The organism is Steroidobacter denitrificans, from assembly GCF_001579945.1.
Classification (GTDB): Bacteria; Pseudomonadota; Gammaproteobacteria; order Steroidobacterales; family Steroidobacteraceae; genus Steroidobacter; species Steroidobacter denitrificans.
Window position 1 is genome coordinate 1,784,192 of record NZ_CP011971.1, and the last position, 20,608, is coordinate 1,804,799.

Annotated in this window: 15 protein-coding genes and 1 riboswitch; of the genes, 2 read left to right on the top strand and 13 right to left on the bottom strand. The window is 63.0% G+C overall.

All coding sequences use genetic code 11. The features are described 5' to 3' along the window. Positions 1-46: 46 nt before the first annotated feature. The 4 genes from metB to ACG33_RS08130 all read right to left on the bottom strand — a co-directional run bounded on the left by metB (position 47) and on the right by ACG33_RS08130 (position 5,956). Positions 47-1,261, bottom strand: a complete 1,215-nt coding sequence (gene metB / locus ACG33_RS08115) for a cystathionine gamma-synthase (RefSeq protein ID WP_066920229.1) — start codon at positions 1,259-1,261, stop codon at positions 47-49. Then, positions 1,258-2,349: a homoserine O-succinyltransferase MetX gene (gene metX, locus ACG33_RS08120; protein ID WP_083536601.1), complete on the bottom strand. Its 1,092-nt coding sequence runs from the start codon at positions 2,347-2,349 to the stop codon at positions 1,258-1,260. Before metX ends, metB begins: the two co-directional genes overlap by 4 nt. Positions 2,350-2,508: 159 nt before the next feature. After that, positions 2,509-2,639, bottom strand: a riboswitch (SAM riboswitch). 32 nt (positions 2,640-2,671) lie between these two features. Continuing rightward, positions 2,672-4,477, bottom strand: coding sequence for a dihydroxy-acid dehydratase (gene ilvD, locus ACG33_RS08125; protein ID WP_083536603.1), 1,806 nt, complete (start codon positions 4,475-4,477; stop codon positions 2,672-2,674). A 114-nt stretch (positions 4,478-4,591) separates the two neighbouring features. Beyond that, positions 4,592-5,956: a class II 3-deoxy-7-phosphoheptulonate synthase gene (locus ACG33_RS08130; RefSeq protein WP_066920233.1), complete on the bottom strand. Its 1,365-nt coding sequence runs from the start codon at positions 5,954-5,956 to the stop codon at positions 4,592-4,594. 138 nt (positions 5,957-6,094) lie between these two features. On the opposite strand from ACG33_RS08130, the gene ACG33_RS08135 reads away from it, so the two are divergent. Further along, a complete protein-coding gene (locus tag ACG33_RS08135) occupies positions 6,095-7,279 on the top strand; it encodes a saccharopine dehydrogenase family protein (protein ID WP_083536604.1) in 1,185 nt (394 codons plus the stop codon). A gap of 11 nt (positions 7,280-7,290) precedes the next feature. Next, entirely contained in the window at positions 7,291-8,937 is a 1,647-nt protein-coding gene (gene amaB / locus ACG33_RS08140; RefSeq protein ID WP_083537220.1) for an L-piperidine-6-carboxylate dehydrogenase, read from the top strand. A gap of 55 nt (positions 8,938-8,992) precedes the next feature. Here the strand turns inward: amaB and ACG33_RS08145 are convergent, their stop codons facing one another. From ACG33_RS08145 to ACG33_RS08185, 9 genes are all read right to left on the bottom strand, one after another. Further along, entirely contained in the window at positions 8,993-9,763 is a 771-nt protein-coding gene (locus ACG33_RS08145) for an enoyl-CoA hydratase/isomerase family protein (protein ID WP_066920234.1), read from the bottom strand. A 58-nt stretch (positions 9,764-9,821) separates the two neighbouring features. Beyond that, on the bottom strand, positions 9,822-10,967 hold the full coding sequence (locus tag ACG33_RS08150) for a CaiB/BaiF CoA transferase family protein (protein WP_066920235.1): 1,146 nt from the start codon (positions 10,965-10,967) through the stop codon (positions 9,822-9,824). 162 nt (positions 10,968-11,129) lie between these two features. After that, on the bottom strand, positions 11,130-15,374 hold the full coding sequence (gene hrpA, locus ACG33_RS08155) for an ATP-dependent RNA helicase HrpA (protein ID WP_066920237.1): 4,245 nt from the start codon (positions 15,372-15,374) through the stop codon (positions 11,130-11,132). An 85-nt stretch (positions 15,375-15,459) separates the two neighbouring features. Continuing rightward, a complete protein-coding gene (locus ACG33_RS08160; protein WP_168160049.1) occupies positions 15,460-16,875 on the bottom strand; it encodes an ATP-binding protein in 1,416 nt (471 codons plus the stop codon). Between the two features lie 97 nt (positions 16,876-16,972). Continuing rightward, on the bottom strand, positions 16,973-17,659 hold the full coding sequence (locus ACG33_RS08165) for a response regulator transcription factor (RefSeq protein ID WP_066920247.1): 687 nt from the start codon (positions 17,657-17,659) through the stop codon (positions 16,973-16,975). Between the two features lie 24 nt (positions 17,660-17,683). After that, positions 17,684-17,989: a PepSY domain-containing protein gene (locus ACG33_RS16095; RefSeq protein WP_168160050.1), complete on the bottom strand. Its 306-nt coding sequence runs from the start codon at positions 17,987-17,989 to the stop codon at positions 17,684-17,686. A 61-nt stretch (positions 17,990-18,050) separates the two neighbouring features. Continuing rightward, positions 18,051-18,641 carry a glycine zipper 2TM domain-containing protein gene (locus ACG33_RS08175; RefSeq protein WP_066920251.1) on the bottom strand — a complete coding sequence of 197 codons (591 nt, stop codon included), beginning with the start codon at positions 18,639-18,641 and terminating at the stop codon, positions 18,051-18,053. A gap of 439 nt (positions 18,642-19,080) precedes the next feature. Then, complete coding sequence (gene mazG, locus ACG33_RS08180) at positions 19,081-19,902, bottom strand: nucleoside triphosphate pyrophosphohydrolase (protein WP_066920254.1); 822 nt, start codon at positions 19,900-19,902, stop codon at positions 19,081-19,083. A 47-nt stretch (positions 19,903-19,949) separates the two neighbouring features. Further along, entirely contained in the window at positions 19,950-20,606 is a 657-nt protein-coding gene (locus ACG33_RS08185) for an NUDIX hydrolase (protein WP_066920256.1), read from the bottom strand. Between the last annotated feature and the right edge of the window lie 2 nt (positions 20,607-20,608).

A 20,608-nucleotide genomic window follows, 5' to 3' on the forward strand; every position in this document is an offset into this window, starting at 1 on the left:
GCTATGCGGCCTATCCTTCTCCATCGAACGGATTCGGAACGGCAGGCTATGCCACGCAGCTGTCGGCCGCTGCCTGCGTCAATGCCCGCGCGGCACGATCCAGGCCCGCCTGCAGATCATTCAGCAGATCCTGCGCCGTCTCGATACCAATCGACAGACGCAGCAGCGAGTCGCTGATACCCGCGGCCTGCCGAGCCTGCGCGTCCATGGCCGCATGGGTCATGCTGGCCGGATGAGCGACCAGACTCTCCACTCCGCCGAGGGATTCGGCCAGCGAGAAACACTGCAACCCGTCCAGAAACGCGCGCACTGATGCAAGACCACCGTGCAATTCAAAGCTCATCATGGCGCCGAAACCAGACTGCTGGGTACGGGCGAGATCGTGCTGGGGGTGGGTCGGCAATCCGGGAAAATAGATCTGACGCACGGCCGAATGTCCGTTCAGCAGCTGCGCGACCTGAAGCGCATTTTCGCCGTGCGCACGCATGCGGGCGTGCAAACTACGCACTCCGCGCAGCGTCAGGAAACTGTCGAACGGCGCTCCGGTCACACCGATGCAATTCGCCCACCACTGCACCCGCTCGTGCAGCTCTGCGGTGGCGCTGACGAGCGCACCGCCGACCACATCGCTGTGGCCATTCAGATATTTTGTCGTGGAATGCAGTACCAGGTCGGCACCGAGCGCGAAGGGTTGCTGCCACACCGGTGATAAAAAGGTGTTGTCCACCAGCAGCAGCGCACCCGCTGCATGTACCTGCCGCGCTGCCGCGCGAATATCCACGATGCGCAACAGCGGATTGCTCGGGGTTTCCACCCAGACGAGCTTCGGTCCGCCCGCCAGCGCTGCGGAAAAAGCCGCATCGTCGGTCTGATCGACGAAGACGACGCGCAGCGCGCCACGCGCGGCCAAGGAACTCAACAGGCGATAAGTTCCGCCATAACAGTCGTGCGGCGCAATCAGCAGGTCATCGGCGTGCAGCAATTGGCAGGCGAGCTGGGCAGCCGCCATACCGGAGGACGTCACCGTGGCACCCGCTCCACCCTCCAGGTCTGCGAGTGCGGTCGCGAGCGCATCCCGAGTGGGATTGCCCGATCGGGAGTAGTCATATTGGCGCCGTTCGCCGAAGGCCTTGAACGCAAACGTCGAGCTCAGATGCAGCGGCGGCACGACCGCACCATGCTGGTCGTCGGTTTCGAGTCCGGCGCGCACGGCGCACGTGGCGCCGCTCCAGGCAGTAGGGGTCGGGGAATGAGTCGTCATGATTCACCATCGTTGTCGTTCAGAGCTACGGCGTTGTCGTTCAGGGCTGCGGCGAAGACTTGGCGCAGTGCATCGGTTTCTTTCAGGAAGGCATCGTGCCCATACAGGGAGGACAGCTCGACAAGTCGAACCGGACCGCCCAGGCGCTGTTGCAGCCTGCGCATGTCCGCAATAGGGACCAGCTGATCCTCCACGATACCCACCAGCGTCGTGGATACCCGGACCTGGCTGGCATCGATGCGGTGCAGATCGATGGATTCCGACAGGCACACGAAGGCTTCGGGAATATAGTTCGCCGCATAGGCATCGCCACGCGCCAGCAAGTAGGACTCGACCGGGAACTGATAGCGTCCATCGATACGGACCGCGGGTTGATCGAACCGGTCCGCGAATTCCCGCGCGCTGCGATAAGTCGTCATGGCCAGAGCCCGCGCCAGACGCAGGCCCTCCGGCCCGTCACCGCGTGCCGTGGCATAGCGCACCACGGCGCGCTCCACGCTGCGCCAGGCGGTGGAGAGTGGATGCGGCTGGTCGGCGGCGCTGATCACCACGATGCGTTCCACCAGTTGCGGCCAACGCTGCGCGAACGCCAAGGCCACCATGCCGCCGTAGGATGCGCCGATGATGGCGGCGAGTGGATGGATGCGCCCGGTGGAAGCACCCTTGCCGGGGATCGCGGACTGGCGCACATGCGCCAGCACCTGTCTGAGAATTTCCGCCTGATCGGTGGTACTGATGGAAGGAAAATCCACCTGTCCGGGGCGCGGACCCGTTGTCGTGCCGCTGCCGCCCAGAAAATCGATGCCGAGCACTTGATACTGGTTCAGATCGAGCGCCTTGCCTACGCCGATGATGCCGCCCCACCAGCCCTTCTGTGTCTTATCGACATCGGCAACCGCCCGGCCGGCCGAGATGCCGCCCAGGGCGGCCACCAGGGGAGCTTGCGGATTTCCGCTGACGCGCCAAGCGACGCTGACCGTATCGAGGCGCCCCCCGAATGTCAGAGTCAGGGGTGCGGAGAGTTTCAGGATGCCCTCACGCACGGGCACCGGCGCATATTCGCCTTCCTTTTGATTCACTAGACTCATGACCCGGACACTCCAATACCGAATCCTGCCGGACAGGATTCGAATCCAGCCTTGTCGGCCGGACAGGGTTTGCACATCGCAGAAACCCTACGGAGCACCCGTAGTGGAAGGAGGTCGCCGGGCCCTACCGCCAGCACAATACACCGGCAGCTACACGGCAACTCATCTGCCGGGCATGTTCCCGCCGTTTGGCAGGAACACCCGCAGGAGTTGGCACCTTTTCGAATGGGTTGGATTCGACGGTTGCCCCGGCGTCAATGGGCCTGACCCTCAGCCGGTCTCGATGAGCGGCTGGCAGTGTAGGTGGGACAAGGCCGAAGCGTCAAGGCACGCCGTCCGCATCCTCGGTCTCGCGATCCGTCACCGCACCCAGCGACGCACTGCTGACCACGCGCGCATACTTCGCGAGCACACCGCGGCGGGTATAGGGTGGCGGCGCCTGCCAGGTTTTGCGGCGCCGGTCCAGGACGGACTGCGGCACATTCAAGTGGATCTCGCGGGTCTGAGCATCGATCGTGATCTCATCGCCATCCTCCACCAGCGCAAGCGTTCCGCCTACGGCGGCTTCGGGCGCCATGTGCCCGACGACAAAGCCGCGGCTGCCGCCGGAAAAACGGCCGTCCGTGATCAGGGCGACCTTGTCGATCAGGCCGATGCCCGCCAGGGCGCTGGTGGGACTGAGCATCTCGCGCATGCCCGGACCGCCCTTGGGCCCCTCGTAGCGAATCACGACGACTTCACCGGCTTGCACTTCACCATCCAGGATCGCCTGTACCGACTTTTCCTCGCCATCGAATACGCGAGCACGACCGGTAAACGACAGGCCCTCCTTGCCGGTGATTTTTGCGACTGCCCCTTCGGGGGCCAGATTGCCATACAGGATGACCAGGTGGCTGTCCGGCTTGATGGGATCGGCGAACGCTCGAATGATGTCCTGGTTTTTCGGATACGGCTTGACCTTTCTGAGGTTCTCGCCCAAGGTCTTGCCGGTCACGGTCAGACAATCTCCGTGCAACAGCCCCCGGTCCAGCAGCATCTTCATCAGCGGCTGGATGCCGCCGATGCGAATCAGCTCCGACATCATGTACTGACCGCTGGGACGCAGATCCGCCAGTACCGGTACGTGCTTGCCGATCCGCGTGAAATCATCCAGTTCCAGCGGTATTCCTGCGGCATGTGCCATTGCCAACAGATGCAGTACGGCGTTCGTGGAGCCGCTGAGCGCAATGACCACCGTGATGGCATTCTCGAAAGCCTTGCGGCTGAGGATCTGTGATGGGGTGATGCCGAGTTTCGTCAGCTTCACCACCGCCTTGCCGGCCGCCTCGCAATCCTTGATCTTGGTGCGCGAAACAGCTTCCTGTGCCGAGCTGTTCGGCAAACTCATGCCCAGCGCTTCGATCGCCGATGCCATCGTGTTCGCCGTATACATGCCGGCACAGCTGCCGGCGCCCGGTATCGCGGTGCATTCGATCTCCTTGAGTTCGCGTGCGGAAATCGCGCCGCTGGCGAATGCACCGCGCGCCTCGAACACCGAAATGATATCCCGGTGTTTCGGGCCGGGTCGTATCGTGCCACCGTAGACGAACACCGCGGGGCGATCCAGACGCGCCAGCGCCATCATGCAGCCCGGCATATTCTTGTCGCAGCCCCCGATGGCAACGATGCCATCGAAACCCTGTGCGCCGGTGACGGTCTCGATGGAGTCGGCGATCACTTCGCGCGACACCAGAGAATAGCGCATGCCCGGCGCGCCATTGGTGATACCGTCGGAAACGGTGATCGTGCCGAACGTGGTGGCCTTGCCGCCGCTGCGATCGACCGCTGCCGCTGCCGCGCGTGCCAGACGATCGATATGCATATTGCAGGGAGTGAGATTACTCCAAGTCGAGGCGATGCCGATTGCCGGCTTCTTGAAATCCGCATCCGTATAGCCGACCGCACGCAGCATCGCTCTGCTGGGTGTCTGTTTCAGGCCATCGACGACCTCGCTGGAATAGCGGCGTGGATTGACCTTTACATCGGCGACATGCTTGACGCCGGCTGAAGCCTGACGTCGAGCCGTGGTTCGGGAATTCTTTTTCAAGGACTTTTTTACGGACTTTTTCACGGGATTCTTTACGGACATGATACTTCCGGCCGGGTGATCTCGAATGATTCGGACAAGAATGGCTTGAACAATGGAATCAGCGCAGTTTCTCGCAGCAGATCCTCGTCTGCCGCTTCCCTGTAGCCGCCTTTTTCATCGTCCTCTCAGGGGAATATGCAATCCGGCGATACGCATGGCCAGTTCCAGGGACTGCTCATAGTTCAGACGCGGATCGACTTGCGAGCGGTAGGCCCGTGCCAGATCGGCGTCGGTGAGACCACGCGCGCCGCCGGTGCATTCGGTAACATTGTCGCCGGTCAGTTCGATATGCACGCCTCCGAGGCGCGATCCGGCTTCGTGATGGAGCCGGAATGCCGCTTCCAGTTCCGCGAGGATGTTATCGAAGCGGCGCGTCTTGAGCCCGGAGCTTGCCGTTTCGGTATTACCGTGCATGGGGTCGCACAGCCATAGCACCGGACTGCCGGTGGCGCTCACCGCCTGGATCAACGGCGGCAGATACTTGTCGATATCCTTTGCACCCATACGGTGGATCAGCACGATACGGCCGGGTTCGTTGTGCGGATTGAGCGTCGCGATCAGGCCCTGGATCCATTCGGCATTCATGGCCGGGCCCACCTTGATGCCGAGCGGATTGGCGATGCCGCGAAACAGTTCCACATGCGCGCCATCGAGCGCCGCCGTGCGCATGCCGATCCAGGGCATATGGGTCGACAGGTTATACCAGCGTCCCTGCCGAGCGATGTAGCGCGTCTGTGCCTGCTCGTAATGCAGATGCAGTCCTTCGTGGCTGGCATAGAACCTGGCTCGCGAGGTTTCGTGAATCGGGCTGCGCGTCATGGCCTCCAGAAAGCTCAGTGAGTCGGAAATCGATTGTACGATCCTTTCGTAGGCCTCTTTGAGGGGCGAATGCTGTACGAAGTCCAGATCCCAGTACCGAGTGTGATGCAGGTCGGCGAATCCGCCATCGATCAGCGCCCGCACGAAATTCAGCGTCAACGCGGCGCGCTCGTAGCCGCGTAGCAATAATTGTGGATCCGGCCCCCGTTCCTCGGCGCTGAAGCCGGGGCGATTGACGATCGCACCACGATAGCTGGGCAGGCTCACTCCGCCGCGTATCTCGGTGTCGGCCGAGCGCGGTTTTGCATACTGTCCGGCCATGCGGCCGATGCGCACCACCGGCTTTTTGAGCCCATGCACCAGTACCAGGCTCATCTGCAGGAGAATTTTCAGTTTCTTGGCGATCGTGTCGGAGGCGCAATCCTCGAGGGTCTCGGCGCAATCCCCTCCCTGCAGCACAAAGCGCTCCCCGCGCTGCGCCGCAGCGATTTCCTCCTTTAACATTTCGATTTCCCCAGACACCACCAGCGGCGGCAGGCGGGCAAGCTCGCTGACGACGGCGTCCAGGGTGACCTTGTCCGGATAATTGGGCTGCTGTTGAGCGGGCTTGCCTTGCCAGTTCGCCGGATGCCATTCGGCCAGATGAGAATGACGCGTCATGCCGGCAGATTAGCACTCGAACGACCTGGCGCAAAAGCGCGTAAACCACGGCGGTTTGGCATACTTCATTTGGAGTTACGACGCAGCACCGGCTGTTCTCAAATGGCCGTCCGGCCAAACAGCCCTGGAGAAGTACGGATGATTCGAGTCCTCATTCTGGGCGCCGGCAAGATCGGCGCCCTCATTTCCGGTCTGCTGGCGGATTCAGGCAGCTATGAAGTGCATCTCGCGGATATCAATCCGGAGGCCGCCCGGGCCGTCGTCAAGGCTCATGCCTTGGCGCAACTGCACGCCCATGTCCTGGATGCCGCGAGTCCGGCCGCGCTGAAAGCGCAGCTGACGCAATATCCCGTGGACGCCGTGGTTTCCGCTCTTCCCTATTATTGCAACATAGCGGTTGCCGAAGCCGCCCGGCACGCCGATTGTCATTATTTCGATCTCACCGAGGATGTGGAAGTGACGCGCGCGGTGCGCCGCATCGCCATGGGGACTGCCCAGGCGTTCGTACCCCAGTGCGGGCTGGCGCCGGGCTTCGTGTCCATCGCCGCCAGCGAGTTGATCGGCCACTTCGATGAGTTACGCTCGGTCAAGCTGCGTGTGGGCGCCCTGCCCCAGCATCCGAACAACGTACTCAAGTACTCGCTGACCTGGTCCACCGAAGGTCTGATCAATGAATACGGCAACCCCTGCGAAGCCATCGTCGAAGGAAGGCGCGTGGAAGCCGCACCGCTGGAAGGCCTGGAGGGGATCGAGATCGACGGCACGGCCTACGAGGCCTTCAACACTTCCGGTGGCCTGGGCTCGCTGAGTGAAACTTACGGGGCACACTGCCGCAGCATGGACTACAAGACCATGCGCTATCCGGGGCATTGCGCCCAAATACGCCTGTTGATGAACGATCTCAAGCTCAACCAAGACCGCGGCACGCTCAAACGTATTCTGGAGAATGCGATTCCCCAGACCTTGCAGGATGTGGTGGTGATCTATGTGGCGATCACCGGCACTCAGGATGGCGAATTCCGCGAGGAAAATTACGTCAACAAGATCTATCCCCAGGCGATCGCCGGCCGCCTGTGGTCCGCGATCCAGGTCACGACGGCTTCCAGCCTATGTGCCGTGCTCGACCTGGTCGTCAACGCGAACGGCCGCTATCGCGGCTTCGTGCGTCAGGAGGATTTCGGCCTGCTGGAAGTTCTGCAAAATCGCTTCGGCAGCCACTATACCGCCGGCGTCGGCAAGGAACTCTCCAGCCGCATGGTGGTGAGCGGACAGGCAGGTCATCAGCGCAGCACCGAGCATCGCGCGCCGGCACGATGCGGCTGAAGGAGCCATGCATGAGCAGAAACGAACACACTGACACGCGGCAGGATGCCAGGAAAAGTTCGCCGGCAAGCACGCCGGAAGCCACCTGTGACCGGCAGGCGCGCCAGGCGATATTGCGTGCCCTGGATCTGCAGGACAGCAATGCCGGTGTGTGGTGTGCCCGGGACGGCTGGTCGCAGGATCCCGCGGCGCCGTCTATCGAGTCCATCGACCCGACCACCGGTCAGCCCCTGGCAAGTGTGCGCTGCGCGACGGCGGCCGACTACGAGCGCCTGCTGCGGAGCGCAAATGAGATTTTCACTCTCTGGCGCCAGGTGCCGGCGCCGCGACGCGGCGAGGCGATTCGGCTGATCGGACAGATCCTGCGGGAAAACAAGTCTGCCCTGGGCAGCCTGGTGAGCCTGGAAACCGGCAAGATCAAGCCCGAAGGCGACGGTGAAGTCCAGGAAATGATCGACATCGCGGATTTCGCCGTGGGCCAGTCGCGCATGCTGTACGGCTCGAGCATGCACTCGGAACGGCCGCAGCATCGCATGTATGAGCAATGGCACCCGCTGGGTACGGTCGGAATCATCAGCGCCTTCAATTTTCCGGTCGCGGTATGGTCCTGGAATGCCTTTCTCGCGGCGATCTGCGGCGATGTCTGTGTCTGGAAACCCTCCCCCAAAGCGCCTTTGTGCGCCATTGCAGTCCAGAAACTGGTGAATCAGGCGCTGGCTGCGGCAGGCTTTCCCGGCATCTTTCAACTGCTGGTCAGCGCCGATGAGGCACTGGCAACTCGTCTGGTCGAGGATCGGCGAGTGGATCTGGTATCGTTCACCGGCTCCACCGAAGTCGGCCGCAAGGTGGGTGAGCGCGTGGCGGCACGCCTGGGGCGCAGCCTGCTGGAACTGGGCGGCAACAACGCCATCGTCGTGGACCAGCATGCGAACCTGGACCTGGCCGTACCCGCCATCGTGTTCGGCGCGGTCGGCACGGCCGGCCAGCGCTGCACCAGCACGCGGCGTGTGTTCGTGCACGCCTCCCGGGCGCCGGAGTTGGAGCGACGTCTGCTGCAGGCCTATCGCCAGGTGCAGATCGGCGATCCTTTGCAGACCGGTACGCTCATGGGACCGTTGATCGATGCGGCCGCCGTGGAACGCTACCGGCAGGCGATCGAATCCGCGCAACGCGCCGGGGGCACGCTGCTATGCGGCGGCGGCACGCGCGGCCCAGGCTACTTCGTGGAACCGGCGATCGTGCTGGCGCGCAACGAATGGGAGATCGTACAGACCGAGACCTTCGGGCCGATCCTGTATCTGATCCGCTACGACACCCTGGAGCAAGCGATCGAGATGCACAACTCGGTGCGTCACGGCCTGTCCTCGGCCATCTTCACCGACAAACTGCAGCATGCCGAGCAGTTCCTCTCGGCCGTCGGCAGCGATTGCGGCATCGCGAACGTCAACATCGGCACCTCGGGCGCCGAGATCGGCGGCGCCTTCGGCGGCGAAAAGGACACCGGCGGCGGCCGTGAATCCGGCTCCGACAGCTGGAAGGCCTACATGCGCCGCCAGACCAACACCATCAACTGGAGCCGTGAACTGCCGTTGGCGCAGGGAATCGATTTCAATGCCCCTTGCACCAAAAGCGTTACATGTAGCGCAATTACATCATGAAGCAAGCCGGCATGCCGTAGTACTGCATGGCGCCTGGCGATACAGGCCCCGCATTCTATTTTTTCATTGTCGCATCGACGGCGGCCCAGTGATCGGCGTGCGTCCAGGTGCGCACGAACCATTCTCGCTCGATCGCACGACGCTCCTCGCCGGACAAACCCTGCTGTGCAGCCGATGCCATCGCCTTGTAGGCGCGTATGACTTGAGGCTGCTGTCCGAGCAAAGGTTCGAGAAACCCGGCGACGCAGCTCTCCAGTCTCTCGCCCTCCTCGGCCACCCTATCGAACAAGCCGGCTCGCTGCGCTTCCAATGCCGGCAACGGCTTTGCCGTCAAGCCGTGAAGCATTGCGCGTGAACCGCCCAGCAGCTGCATCAGATCCGCTCCTCCGCCAAAGCCGCAGGTAATGTTCAAGCGTCCGTGAATGTAGCCGATCGAGGCATGCGCGGCGGCGACACGAAAATCGCATGCCAACGCAAGTTCGGCACCGCCTCCCAACGCCCAGCCGTTCACGGCAGCCACGACAGGCGTTGGGAACTTGCGGATCTTGTCCAGCACGCTGCTGGCCAGATCGAATAGCTGCTCGGTCTGCGCCGCAGTTCGAATTGCGGAAAACTCCTTCAGATCGCCGCCCGCCGCGAAGGATTCATTGCCTTCCCCGGTCAACACGACAGCCTTCAACGCCGGCTCGGCGGCATACTCTGTACACGCCCTACCCAACTCGCCGAGTGTCGCCAGACTCAAGGCATTGCGTACCTTGGGCCGATTTATTTTTACCCACAACACCTGATCGCGGATCTCGACGATGAGATTCTTGTAATACATCATCAGACAACTACATCCTCGACATTATCGCCGACGGTACCGGAACATCTGCGCCGCAGCGTCATTGCTTGCCTGCGCGTATACGCTCTGCCAGCGAGGCGAGCACCGTCGCGGTGTCCGCGCCCAGCGCAGGAACTGCCCCCAGTGTACCGGTCTCGCCGTCGACCACCGGCGCCGGTCGCGGACAGGAAACGGCGCCGGTCGCGGTCCGTATCTGTACACGACGCAGATGCGGATGGCGGGCAAGACCATGCATGTCGTGAATCTCCGCGAACGCCAACTCTGCATCGGCCAGACGGTGCATCAATACCGCCGCATCCCGCTGGGCAAATGCTTGGGCGACCAAGGTATCCGTATCGCTGCGCCGCCGGACGCGTTCGAGATTCGTGGCAAATCCCTCGCACTCGGCGAGATCCGGACGTTCCAGGACACGTTCGCAGAACACACGCCACTCTCGATCGTTCTGAATCGAAATAAGCACCGCATGCCGATCTTTTGTAGTGAATGCACCATAGGGAGCAATGGAAGGATGCGCCAGTCCAATACGTTGTGGATGACAGCCGCTGTCGGCATGCAGCAGGGGTACGGTGAGCCACTCCGCCATGACATCGAACATGGCTATCTTGATGTCCGCGCCGACACCCGTGACGCTGCGGGAAATGAGTCTTTCGAGCACCGCGCCATAGGCGGTGGCGCCGGTTGCAATATCCGCTATCGAAATACCTACTCGCGCCGGGCCTTCGGCTCCGCCTGTGATCGAGCACAGGCCCGTATCCGCCTGAATGAGCAGATCATAAGCCTTGCGATGCGCATAGGGGCCGTCATCACCATACCCGCTGATGGAGCAGCAAATAAGACGAGGATGCCGGGCGCGCAATGCCTCGATCGGCAATCCCATGCGATCGAATGCTCCAGGCTTGAGATTTTGCACCAGGATATCCGCTGCCGCGATGAGTTCCTGGAGCGTGTCGCGATCAGACTGTTGCGTCAGGTCCAGCACGACCGATTCCTTGCCGCGATTCAACCAGACGAAATAACTGCTTTCACCGCCCGCTGCCGTATCGTAAGCGCGAGCAAAGTCTCCGCTGCCAGGGCGCTCGATCTTGATGACTCTGGCACCCGCATCGGCCAGGCGCGAGGTGCAGAACGGTGCAGCGACCGCCTGTTCGACCGCAACCACCACGATCCCATGGAGTGGCTTATCCATAGCGGATCAACAGGAGCACGGCAGACTGAGCACCTGTCCGGCGAGGTACTTCGGATGTATGGCTATCACCTTGGTAGCTGGAGTGCGGCAATGGCGGCTGGAGTGCGGAAAAACGCTTTATCCTCGCCGAAAACAACTCTCCGCGGAAGGATATCATCGTTATTATCCCGCCCCGCTCTCCTGGCGCAATTGCGCCCGGGCACGTTCGAGCTGTGCGGCCAGCCGCTTGTCCGACACCGGCACCGCGGTGCGTAAATCCTGGGCAAACAAGGACACGCGAAACTCCTGGAGCATCCATTGCAGCCGGTCGAGCTCCATGCGCAACGCCACGCCGCGTGCCTCGCGTTCCAATTGCTCGCAAGCGGCGGCGAACGGTGCTGCACGGGCGAGCAGCTCGGCATCGCGCCGTGCATTGCCGGCGGCCTTCTCGATGCGTCGCGTGAGTGCCTTCATGTAGCGCGCCAAGTGAGGCCACAGCAGTTCGGGAACATCTCGTGGGAAATCCTCGGGCATCAGTTGCTGCAATTGCAGCTGCACATCACGCTGCAGCTCCTGATATCCCGGGGCGCTCAGCTGCGCCAGGCCCTGTCGTATGCTGCGCAGCTCACGCAATACCTGCAACACCTGCGCCAGCACGCGCTCAGTCACTTCGGCGAGGCCGGCCCGACGCCGATCCAGCAGTGATTGGAACTGCGCTGCATTGCGCGGCAGCGCATCGGTCGAGGTACGCGGCAGCGCATCCTGTTGCAGATCGGCCAGGATCGCCATTCCCGTACCGGCACCACCTTGCGATCCACTCTCCCACAATCCGTCTGCGAACACTCGCCAGGCCAGTGCATCGGCCAGCGGCTGCCGGGCATTGACGCCCTGTCCCAGCAGCGCCAGCTCGCGTTCCCGCTGGAATCGGCTGCGTGCATACTTGTATTGATCCGGCAAGGCCAGGATCGCCAGCCGTATGATGCCGGCGCGCAGCGCCTGCTGCGCCGGGATGGGATGGGCAAACTGCGCCGGCACGACGCCGTCGCCGCGATCCAGCAGACCTGGATATACCGTGTAGCGCAGTCCCTGGCGTTCCAGGATCCGGCTGGCAGGCAACTCGCCAAAGTCCCAGGCACGATGATACCGCTGCTCCGCGGTGGGCGAAACCGGCGCTGGGTGTGTCGCTTCCGGCCTGCGTGCGGCCGGTATCGAACGAGGTGCAGGTGCTAGTGCTGCCGATGCCGATATTGGTGCCGGATGCGCCCCGATCACAGGCTGTCTCGCCTTTCCGGCTGCGGACCGATGGCCGCAAGAGGCGGCCATCGGGGACGTTTCAGCCGGATCGTTCATCAATGCCGCCGACTCGAACTCATGCTCGCGCAGACGGCGCTTCAGCACCTGCAGATCGCGGCCCTGAGCAAGCAATCCGCCGTCGAGATCCACCACCCGCACGTTCATGCGCAGGTAATCCGGGATCGGCAGATCCGCAAGCATGGCAGCAGACAGTCCCGCCTCGCCCGCAAAGGCCGTCAGAGCCGCCGCGCCGCCACCGGCGCGCACCGTCGCATTGATCCAGTCAGCCAATACGGCATGGTAGTCCGCACCGGCGCGGATTTGTCCGGCGGCAAGCGCCGCGTGCTCCGGGACGGGTACGAAGTATCTCCGTATCGGCTTGGGCAGCGCGCGCAGCAGCGCCGTGATCGCCTCCTCGCGCCAACCCGGGATCGGCGCCAGATGCGCCGGCAGCGTGGCGGCCAGCAACGGCAGCGGTAGCGACAAACTCACACCGTCGTCGGCCTCGCCAGGCTCGAAACGATAAAGCAGCGGCAGGGCATTACCGGCGATCGACAGCGTATCCGGATGACTGTCCGCAGTCATTTCCGGCGTGCCGCGCCGCATGAGATCGCTGCGGGTCATGAACAACCGGCGTGCCCGATCCCCTTCAGATTCATGACTCGATGAGACTGAACGCGAACGGCCGCCACCTTTCAGCCATTTCTCCAGCGCCGCCGTGGAATGCACCTGTTCGGGCAGATGCCGCAGGTAGAAATCGCATATCGTCTGTTCGTCTACCAGGATGTCGCGCCGCCGTACCCGGGCCTCCAGGGCCTCGAGTTCGCGGCGCAGCCGGTGGTTGTGCTCCAGAAACGGCGCTCGCAGGCGAGTGCGCCCTTCCACCAATGCCTCACGCACGAAAATCTCGCGCGCCTCCCGCGGCGCAACGCTGCCATAGTTGATCCGGCGGCGTGCAGCCAGCGTCAGCCCATACAGCGCCACGGCCTCATAGGCGGCGACGAAGCCGCGCTCCGGCACCCAGTGCGGCTCACTGTAGCTGCGCCTGAGCAGATGCGCACCGGCCGACTCGATCCAATGCGGTTCCACCGCGGCGACGCTGCGGGCATACAGGCGCGTGGTCTCCATCAGACTTGCGGCCACCACCCATTTCGGCGGCTTGGCAGCCAGGGGCGTTCCGGGAGCGATCACGAAACGTGTGCCGCGTGCGCCTTCGTATTCCCGGCGCTCATCCAGCACACCGATGCCGCCCAGGAAGCCGGTCAGGATGGCCTGATGCAGTTCGTCATACCGCGGAGGCGTATCGTTGGGCCGCAGATCCAGCTCGCGCACGGTCTCCTCCAACTGGCGGCGCAGATCCTGCCACTCTCGCAGGCGTAGATACGACAGGAAATGCTCGCGACACCACTTGCGCAGCTGACTGCCCGACAGATTCGCCGATTGTTCGGTAAAGACTGTCCACAGATTCAGCACCATCATGAAATCCGAGCGCGGATCGGCGAACAGCGCATGCTTCTGATCGGCCTGAGTCTGCTGGTCCGAAGGCCGCTCACGAGGATCCTGTACGGCGAGGAAGGCGGCGATCACCAGCATCTGCGCCAGGCAGCCATGATGGCTGGCGCTGATCAGCATGCGTCCCAGGCGTGGATCCAGCGGCAACGTAGCGAGTTGGTGCCCCAGGCGGGTCACTTGCCGAGCATCATCGACCGCCTTGAGCTCCTGCAGCAGGCGATAACCATCGTTGATGAGCCGGGTATCGGGTGGATCCAGGAACGGAAAGGACTGCGGGTCACCCAGCTCCAGCGCGGCCATCTGTAGAATCACGCTGGCCAGGTTGGTACGCAGCACCTCCGGCGCGGTGAAGGCGGCGCGCTGTTCGAAGTCTTCCTCGCCGTACAGGCGAATACAGATACCGGCGCGCTCGCGCCCGGCCCGGCCCTTGCGCTGATCGGCACTCGCCTGCGACACCGGCTCGATCGGCAGGCGCTGCACCTTGCCGCGCACGCTGTAACGGCTGATGCGTGCCAGCCCCGAGTCGATCACGTGGCGGATGCCGGGGACGGTGAGCGAAGTCTCCGCGACATTCGTCGCCAGCACGATGCGGCGCGGCCCATGTTTCTCGAAGATCTTTTCCTGGTCGCGTGTGGACAGGCGCGCATACAGCGGCAACACCTCGGTGTGGTGCAGATGTGCCTTGTCGAGCGCGTCGGCGGCCTCGCGAATCTGTTTTTCTCCAGGCAGGAACACCAGCACGTCGCCACGGTCGCGGCGATCCAGTTCCTGGACCGCTGCGATGACGCCCTCGCTCAGCGACAGCTCCAGGTCATCCTGGTCGCCGGACAGCGGGCGATAGCGTACTTCGACCGGATAACTCCTGCCGGAGACTTCGATGACGGGAGCACCGCCGAAGAATCCCGCGAAACGCTGCGGATCGATGGTCGCGGAAGTGATGATCACTCGCAGCTCGGGGCGCCGCGGCAGCAGTTCCTTGATCACGCCCAGCAGAAAATCGATATTGAGGCTGCGCTCGTGGGCCTCGTCGATGATCAGGGTATCGTAGCGGCGCAGCAGCCGGTCGTTCTTCAGTTCGCGCAGCAGGATACCGTCGGTCATGAGCTTGACACGGCAATCCGGACCGCTGCGATCCGTGAAGCGCACCTGGTAGCCGACGGCGCCACCCACGTTCGTACCTAATTCGTTGGCCAGGCGTGCGGCGATCGCCCGCGCAGCGATGCGCCGAGGTTGCGTGTGGCCGATCAATCCGAAGCTGCCGCGTCCAGCTTCCAGGCAGATTTTGGGCAACTGCGTGGTCTTACCGGAGCCGGTCGCACCGCAAACCACGACGAGTGGATGCTGATGCAGGGCCTGCGCGATCTCATCGCGATGCGCGGTGATGGGTAGCGCCGGATCGTACTGAAGCCGCAGCGGCAGTGCGCGTAGACGCTCCACCTGTCCAGCCGAGTGCCGAATCGCCTGCGACAGCATCTCGGCAGACTGGGCCGACGCGCTCGAAGCGCCGCGCGCGAACAAGCGGTCCAACTCGCGTGCGAACCTCGTCCGATCGACATATCGCGTCATGATCAGGCGTTCGCGCAGATCGAGCAGCGTCGTGTTGAAATCAGCCGGTGAGATCATCGGTTCTGCATCGGGCCGGATCGAAACGGCAGACGCATGGTCGAGGCCAGATCCACGACGCATTCGACCAGGACGAATCGGCGGGTCAATTGGGTGCCAACTGTACTGCGATGCATGCTCCGCCCAGCGGCGATATACCGATCGACAGGCTGCCGCCGTTGAGCCGCACCAATTCGCGTACCACGGATAGCCCGATACCCTGGCCGCTGATGTGTTCATCAAGACGTGCACCGCGCTCCAGGACACGGCTACGTTCCTCCTCCGGAATCCCGGGCCCGTCGTCTTCGATCAGCAGCTGCAGCCCATCGCGCCGTGCCGCCGGCCGAGGCCAGCGCTGCGCACTCATGCGCACCCGGCCGCGGCACCACTTGAAGGCATTGTCCAGCAGATTGCCGGCGATTTCGGTCAGATCCTCGCGATCGCCCCTGTACATGCAATCCTCGCTCACCCTCAGCTCGCAGTCGATATCACGATCCGCATATACCTTGAGCAGCGCACCGCGCAGTGCCTCCAGGGCCGCACCCACATCGACGGGAGCATTGCCCAGCCCTGTTCCACCGGCTGCCGCAGCACGCTTGAGCTGATAGTTCACCATCTCATCCATGCGGTCGACCTGTTCATCGAGCTGCCGCGCCATGGGCAGCAAACGCGCCGGCGAGCTGCCCAGCAGGTTGCGCATCACCGCCAGCGGCGTCTTGAAGCTATGCGCCAGGTTGCCGAGGGTATTGCGGTAGCGGGCCATGCGCTCACGTTCACTGTGCAGCAGGGTATTGAGGTTCGTGGTGATACCGAGCAGCTCGCGCGGATAACCGCCGCCCAACTCGGTCAATTCGCCGGCCTCGATCGCCTCGATTTCCTGCTCCACCCGACGCAAAGGTGCAAGCAGACGGCGCAACAGCAGAGCCAGAGTCCCCAGCAACAGAGCCATCAGTATTCCGAACCCGCCGAACAGTCCGCCGCGCAGGCGGCGCAGCTGCGCGTAATAGGGCTCCAGGCTTTCGGCGACGCTGTAGACGAACGGGCGCATCGTGCCGTCGCTGAACTGCCAGTCGATGCCCATGCTGAAGCCCAGCACCAGGGTACCGTCATCACGCCTGAGTTCACCGAAACGGCGTTCGCCGATCCTCAGATAGGCAGGGAAAACCAGACCCGACCCGGTCAAGGACTTGGAACGCCACACGCTTTCGTTGTGCCTATCGGCCGGCGTCACGACCTGTCCGCCGGTACCGGCAGCGCGAATGCCGGCGATCTGCGCATACAGGCCGGAGCCGGGATTGTCGAACCGCGGCTCGGCGAGCTGCTGCGGCCGCAAACCACCTTCCTCGTCCTCCTCGGAGGCCGACAGCAGGGCGATCACCTGCACCTCGAGGCGATCACGAATCGCCCGCTCGCTTAAATCGCGAAATACGAAATCCAGCGCCAGGATCGTGATGCCGAAAAACACCACCAGCACCGCGCTGACCGACAAGAGCAGGCGGGTACTCAGCGAGCGAGGTTGCATATTCGGGTTCAGGCGGATTCGGACGCCGACCGAATCCGCCGTGGGCGGATCCGTCGCAGCCGTGCCTGCCGCACATTGGTCCATCGTCGGCGCAAACTCAAGCCGCACTCTCGCGCTGCAGGGCAAAGCGATAGCCGCGGCCACGCAAAGTCTCGATGGGCTTGATCGTATCGTCGGGATCGAGCTTGCGCCGCAGGCGGCCGATGAACACTTCGATGGTATTGCTGTCGCGATCGAAATCCTGGGCATACAGACGCTCGGTGAGCTCGGCCTTGGAAATGACCTCGCCAGCCCGATGGATCAAGTATTCCAGGATCCGGTACTCGAAGCTGGTGAGCTCGACCTTGAGGTCCCGGACCGTGACATCCTGGGTCCGGGGATCCAGTGCCACCGGCCCGCAGCGCAATACCGGCTGCGCCCAGCCGCCGGAACGGCGCAACAGCGCCTGCATCCGCGCCAGCAGTTCCTCGAAATGAAACGGCTTGACAAGGTAGTCGTCAGCGCCCGCCTGCAGACCCTCCACCTTGTCCTGCCAGCGGTCGCGCGCAGTAAGGATCAGGATCGGATACGTTTTGGATCCTTCGCGCAGCTTGCGGATCAGTTCCAGGCCCGGCAGCTTCGGCAACCCCAGGTCGATGATGGCCAGATCCAGCGAGTATTCCCGACCGTAGTACAAGCCCTCCTCGCCATCGGCTGCGGCATCCACATTGAAACCGGCTTCCCGGAGCTGCCGGACGATCGATTCGCGCAGTATGGTTTCGTCTTCGACGATCAGGATACGCATGGGGTCAATACCGATCGGAGCGGATCAGTTCATGTCGCCGGAATCGGCGTCCACATACACGGTCCAGACCTTGCCTTCGCTGTTGAGCAGGCGAATCTGGTGCATCCGCCGGTTGCCGCTGCGCACGGTTTCAGCCCGAACCGCCTTGGCATGATAACGTCGCTGCGCCATACGTACCGCCTGGTCCAGGGATACCTCGGAGGATTCACGCGCCTCGTGGCGCGGCCGCCGATCGAGCAGTTCCTGCGCGTGCGCGGATGCGATACCCCATAGCGCACATGCTGTCATCAGGGTCAGCAGGGTTGCTGGAAATGGCCGGCCAATGTGCATGGGGCTCGTAGTGTACGTGCGACGAGGCGTGACTTCACGCCTCGAGGTGCAATCGGCCGTATCAAGGTGCCGGAACGACCGACACGCGCACCCGAATGCGGTCGCCCGGATCGTAGGGCATCTGGGTATCGTACTCGCGGCCATCGACCCGATAGCTCACCCGGTAGCCTTCGATGCGCTCCTGATACTCCTGTCGATAGCTCACTTCGCAGCGCTGTACGACTTCCTCGCGCACACCCGCAGGATAGCGCTTTGCCGCGCTGTCATAGCCCACACCGGCGCCGATCGCGGCGCCCGCTACGGTCGCCGCGTCACGGCCGCGCCCGCTGCCGAACTGGTGCCCGATGACGCCGCCGATGATGCTGCCCAGCAAGGTGCGTCCCCCTACCGCGGGATCGGAAATATGCGCGCGCGACTCCACATACCGCGCCTCATCCCAACACTCGCGCCGCGGCGTATCGACGCGCACCTGGCGAATGATGGGTTCCACGCGCGTCACCGGCGCGTACTGATAAGTCCCTTGGGAGGGTTGAGAGGAAACAGTATGGCGCGAATTCGCCCAGGACGGCGAGGCTGCCAGCGCCGAACCGATCATGCCGGCAACGCCCGCTGCGACCGCCAGGATCTGCACCGTGCTCTGTTTGTTGCGCATTTTCGTTCTCTCCAAGCCCGAACAGGATTCTTGCCGCATTCGGCACGGACATTTCCGAGCCTGGGAGACAGGGTAGAGGTCGAGGTCTGAATGAAGCCTGAACTGTCCCGGACATGGGGCTCCGGCGGTCGCGAACACTACGCACAAGGCATTGCGGACAATCCCCCCCGCTCATGGCTTGCTCCAGCGATGCATTTGCCTTTCGATGCTTCGCCGGGAGGAAGCCGGAGACGTTACGGACAATCCCCCCGCTCATGGCCTGCTCCAAGGATGCATTTGCCTTTCGATGCTTCGCCGGGAGGAAGCCGGAGACGTTACGGACAATCCCCCCGCTCATGGCCTGCTCCAAGGATGCATTTGCCTTTTGATGCATCGTTGGAGCAGGCCATGAGCGGGAGGGCCAACCCCTGGATGACTCTCAGCAGCCATGCGACAGGCTTCAATGTCCCAGCCGCTTGCCCTCCTCCCACAATGCATCCATCTCCTCCAGGCTGGCGTCCTGCAGACTGCGCCCGCGCTCCCGAAGCCGCCGTTCCACATGCCGGAAGCGGCGCTCGAACTTGGCGTTCGTGCCGCGCAGGGACGTCTCGGGATCGATCTGCAGATAGCGGCAGACATTGACCAGGCAAAACAATACATCACCGATCTCCGCGGCGATCGCCTCGGGATCCGCGCCGCGTGCCAGCTCCGCACGCATTTCGGCGATTTCCTCATCCAGCTTGTCCAACGCACCGGCGACATCCGGCCACTGAAAACCGGCCTGTGCGGCACGCCGGCCAAGTTTTGCAGCACGCGTCAGTGATGGCAGGGCCAGCGGCACGTCCGACAGCAGGCTTGCCGCATCGCTTCCGGAACCGTCAGCAACGCCGCTCGCCGAATGCCCGCCGCGGGGGGCGCGCTCACGCTGCTTGATCTGTTCCCAGGCAAGGTTCTGTTGCGCAACTGTATCGATCCGTTCATTCCCGAAAACATGCGGATGACGTCTTTGCATCTTTTCACAGATTCCTGCGACGACCTCCTCGAAGCCGAAGATTCCCTGCTCCTGTGCGATTTGCGCATGGAAGACGATCTGGAACAACAAATCTCCCAGTTCCTCGCGCAAACCCTGCAGGTCATTGCGCTCGATCGCATCGACGACTTCGTAGGCCTCCTCGATCGTGTAGGGCGCGACGCTGCGAAAATCCTGTTCCAAATCCCATGGACAGCCCCGCTGCGGATCACGCAGCAGCGCCATGATATTCAGCAAACGTTCGATCGACATGCGAATCCCGCCTCTTGCGATGCATTGCCAAGGTTCGCCAATCCCGCTTAGCGCAGCAGCTGATACAACTCCATCAGCATGCCCGCGGTCGCTCCCCAGATACGATGCCCGCGGTAGGGAATGTCATGTACCTGCAGGCGAAGTTCACCGAGCATACGTTCCTGCGTGTGATGGTTGCGACTATCCATGATGTGCTCCAAGGGCACTTCGAAGGTCGATTCCACTTCGTGGTGATCGATATTCAGGGTGAACCCGGGCCGTACGAAGGCAACCACCGGCGTGACCCAAAAGCCGGTGAACACCGGTTGCGGATCCAGGTAGCCTGCAATCGTAATGTGCTCGCGTGCCAACCCGATCTCCTCCTCCGTTTCGCGCAACGCTGCCGCCAGCGCTCCGTCATCCCCGGGCTCGATGCGCCCGCCAGGAAAACTGATCTGTCCGGGATGATTCTTCAAATGCGCGGCGCGCTGAGTGAGCAGTATCGACAGCCCGTCCGGATGATCGATGATGGGCACCAGGACCGCGGCAGCCACGGGTGGCGATAAATAGTATTGTCGCAGGACGGCGGCGGCCCCAGCGAACAATTCAGCCGGCGGCGCCGTGCCGGAACCCGTGAGAGGGCGGGTATCTTTCAGCCGTTCCTGGATCAGGTACCGCAGCGCGCTGCGGCGCGCGAGTACGGCGCTCGTCGGCAGAGTCTTCACAA

Coding starts and splice junctions, on each gene's coding strand:
- ACG33_RS08175 (WP_066920251.1), bottom strand. CDS start 18,641: ATGCGCAACAAACAGAGCACGGTGCAGATCCTGGCGGTCGCAGCGGGC.
- mazG (WP_066920254.1), bottom strand. CDS start 19,902: ATGTCGATCGAACGTTTGCTGAATATCATGGCGCTGCTGCGTGATCCG.
- ACG33_RS08135 (WP_083536604.1), top strand. CDS start 6,095: ATGATTCGAGTCCTCATTCTGGGCGCCGGCAAGATCGGCGCCCTCATT.
- ACG33_RS08150 (WP_066920235.1), bottom strand. CDS start 10,967: ATGGATAAGCCACTCCATGGGATCGTGGTGGTTGCGGTCGAACAGGCG.
- ACG33_RS16095 (WP_168160050.1), bottom strand. CDS start 17,989: ATGCACATTGGCCGGCCATTTCCAGCAACCCTGCTGACCCTGATGACA.
- ACG33_RS08145 (WP_066920234.1), bottom strand. CDS start 9,763: ATGATGTATTACAAGAATCTCATCGTCGAGATCCGCGATCAGGTGTTG.
- ilvD (WP_083536603.1), bottom strand. CDS start 4,477: ATGTCCGTAAAGAATCCCGTGAAAAAGTCCGTAAAAAAGTCCTTGAAA.
- hrpA (WP_066920237.1), bottom strand. CDS start 15,374: ATGATCTCACCGGCTGATTTCAACACGACGCTGCTCGATCTGCGCGAA.
- amaB (WP_083537220.1), top strand. CDS start 7,291: ATGAGCAGAAACGAACACACTGACACGCGGCAGGATGCCAGGAAAAGT.
- metX (WP_083536601.1), bottom strand. CDS start 2,349: ATGAGTCTAGTGAATCAAAAGGAAGGCGAATATGCGCCGGTGCCCGTG.
- ACG33_RS08165 (WP_066920247.1), bottom strand. CDS start 17,659: ATGCGTATCCTGATCGTCGAAGACGAAACCATACTGCGCGAATCGATC.
- ACG33_RS08130 (WP_066920233.1), bottom strand. CDS start 5,956: ATGACGCGTCATTCTCATCTGGCCGAATGGCATCCGGCGAACTGGCAA.
- ACG33_RS08160 (WP_168160049.1), bottom strand. CDS start 16,875: ATGCAACCTCGCTCGCTGAGTACCCGCCTGCTCTTGTCGGTCAGCGCG.
- metB (WP_066920229.1), bottom strand. CDS start 1,261: ATGACGACTCATTCCCCGACCCCTACTGCCTGGAGCGGCGCCACGTGC.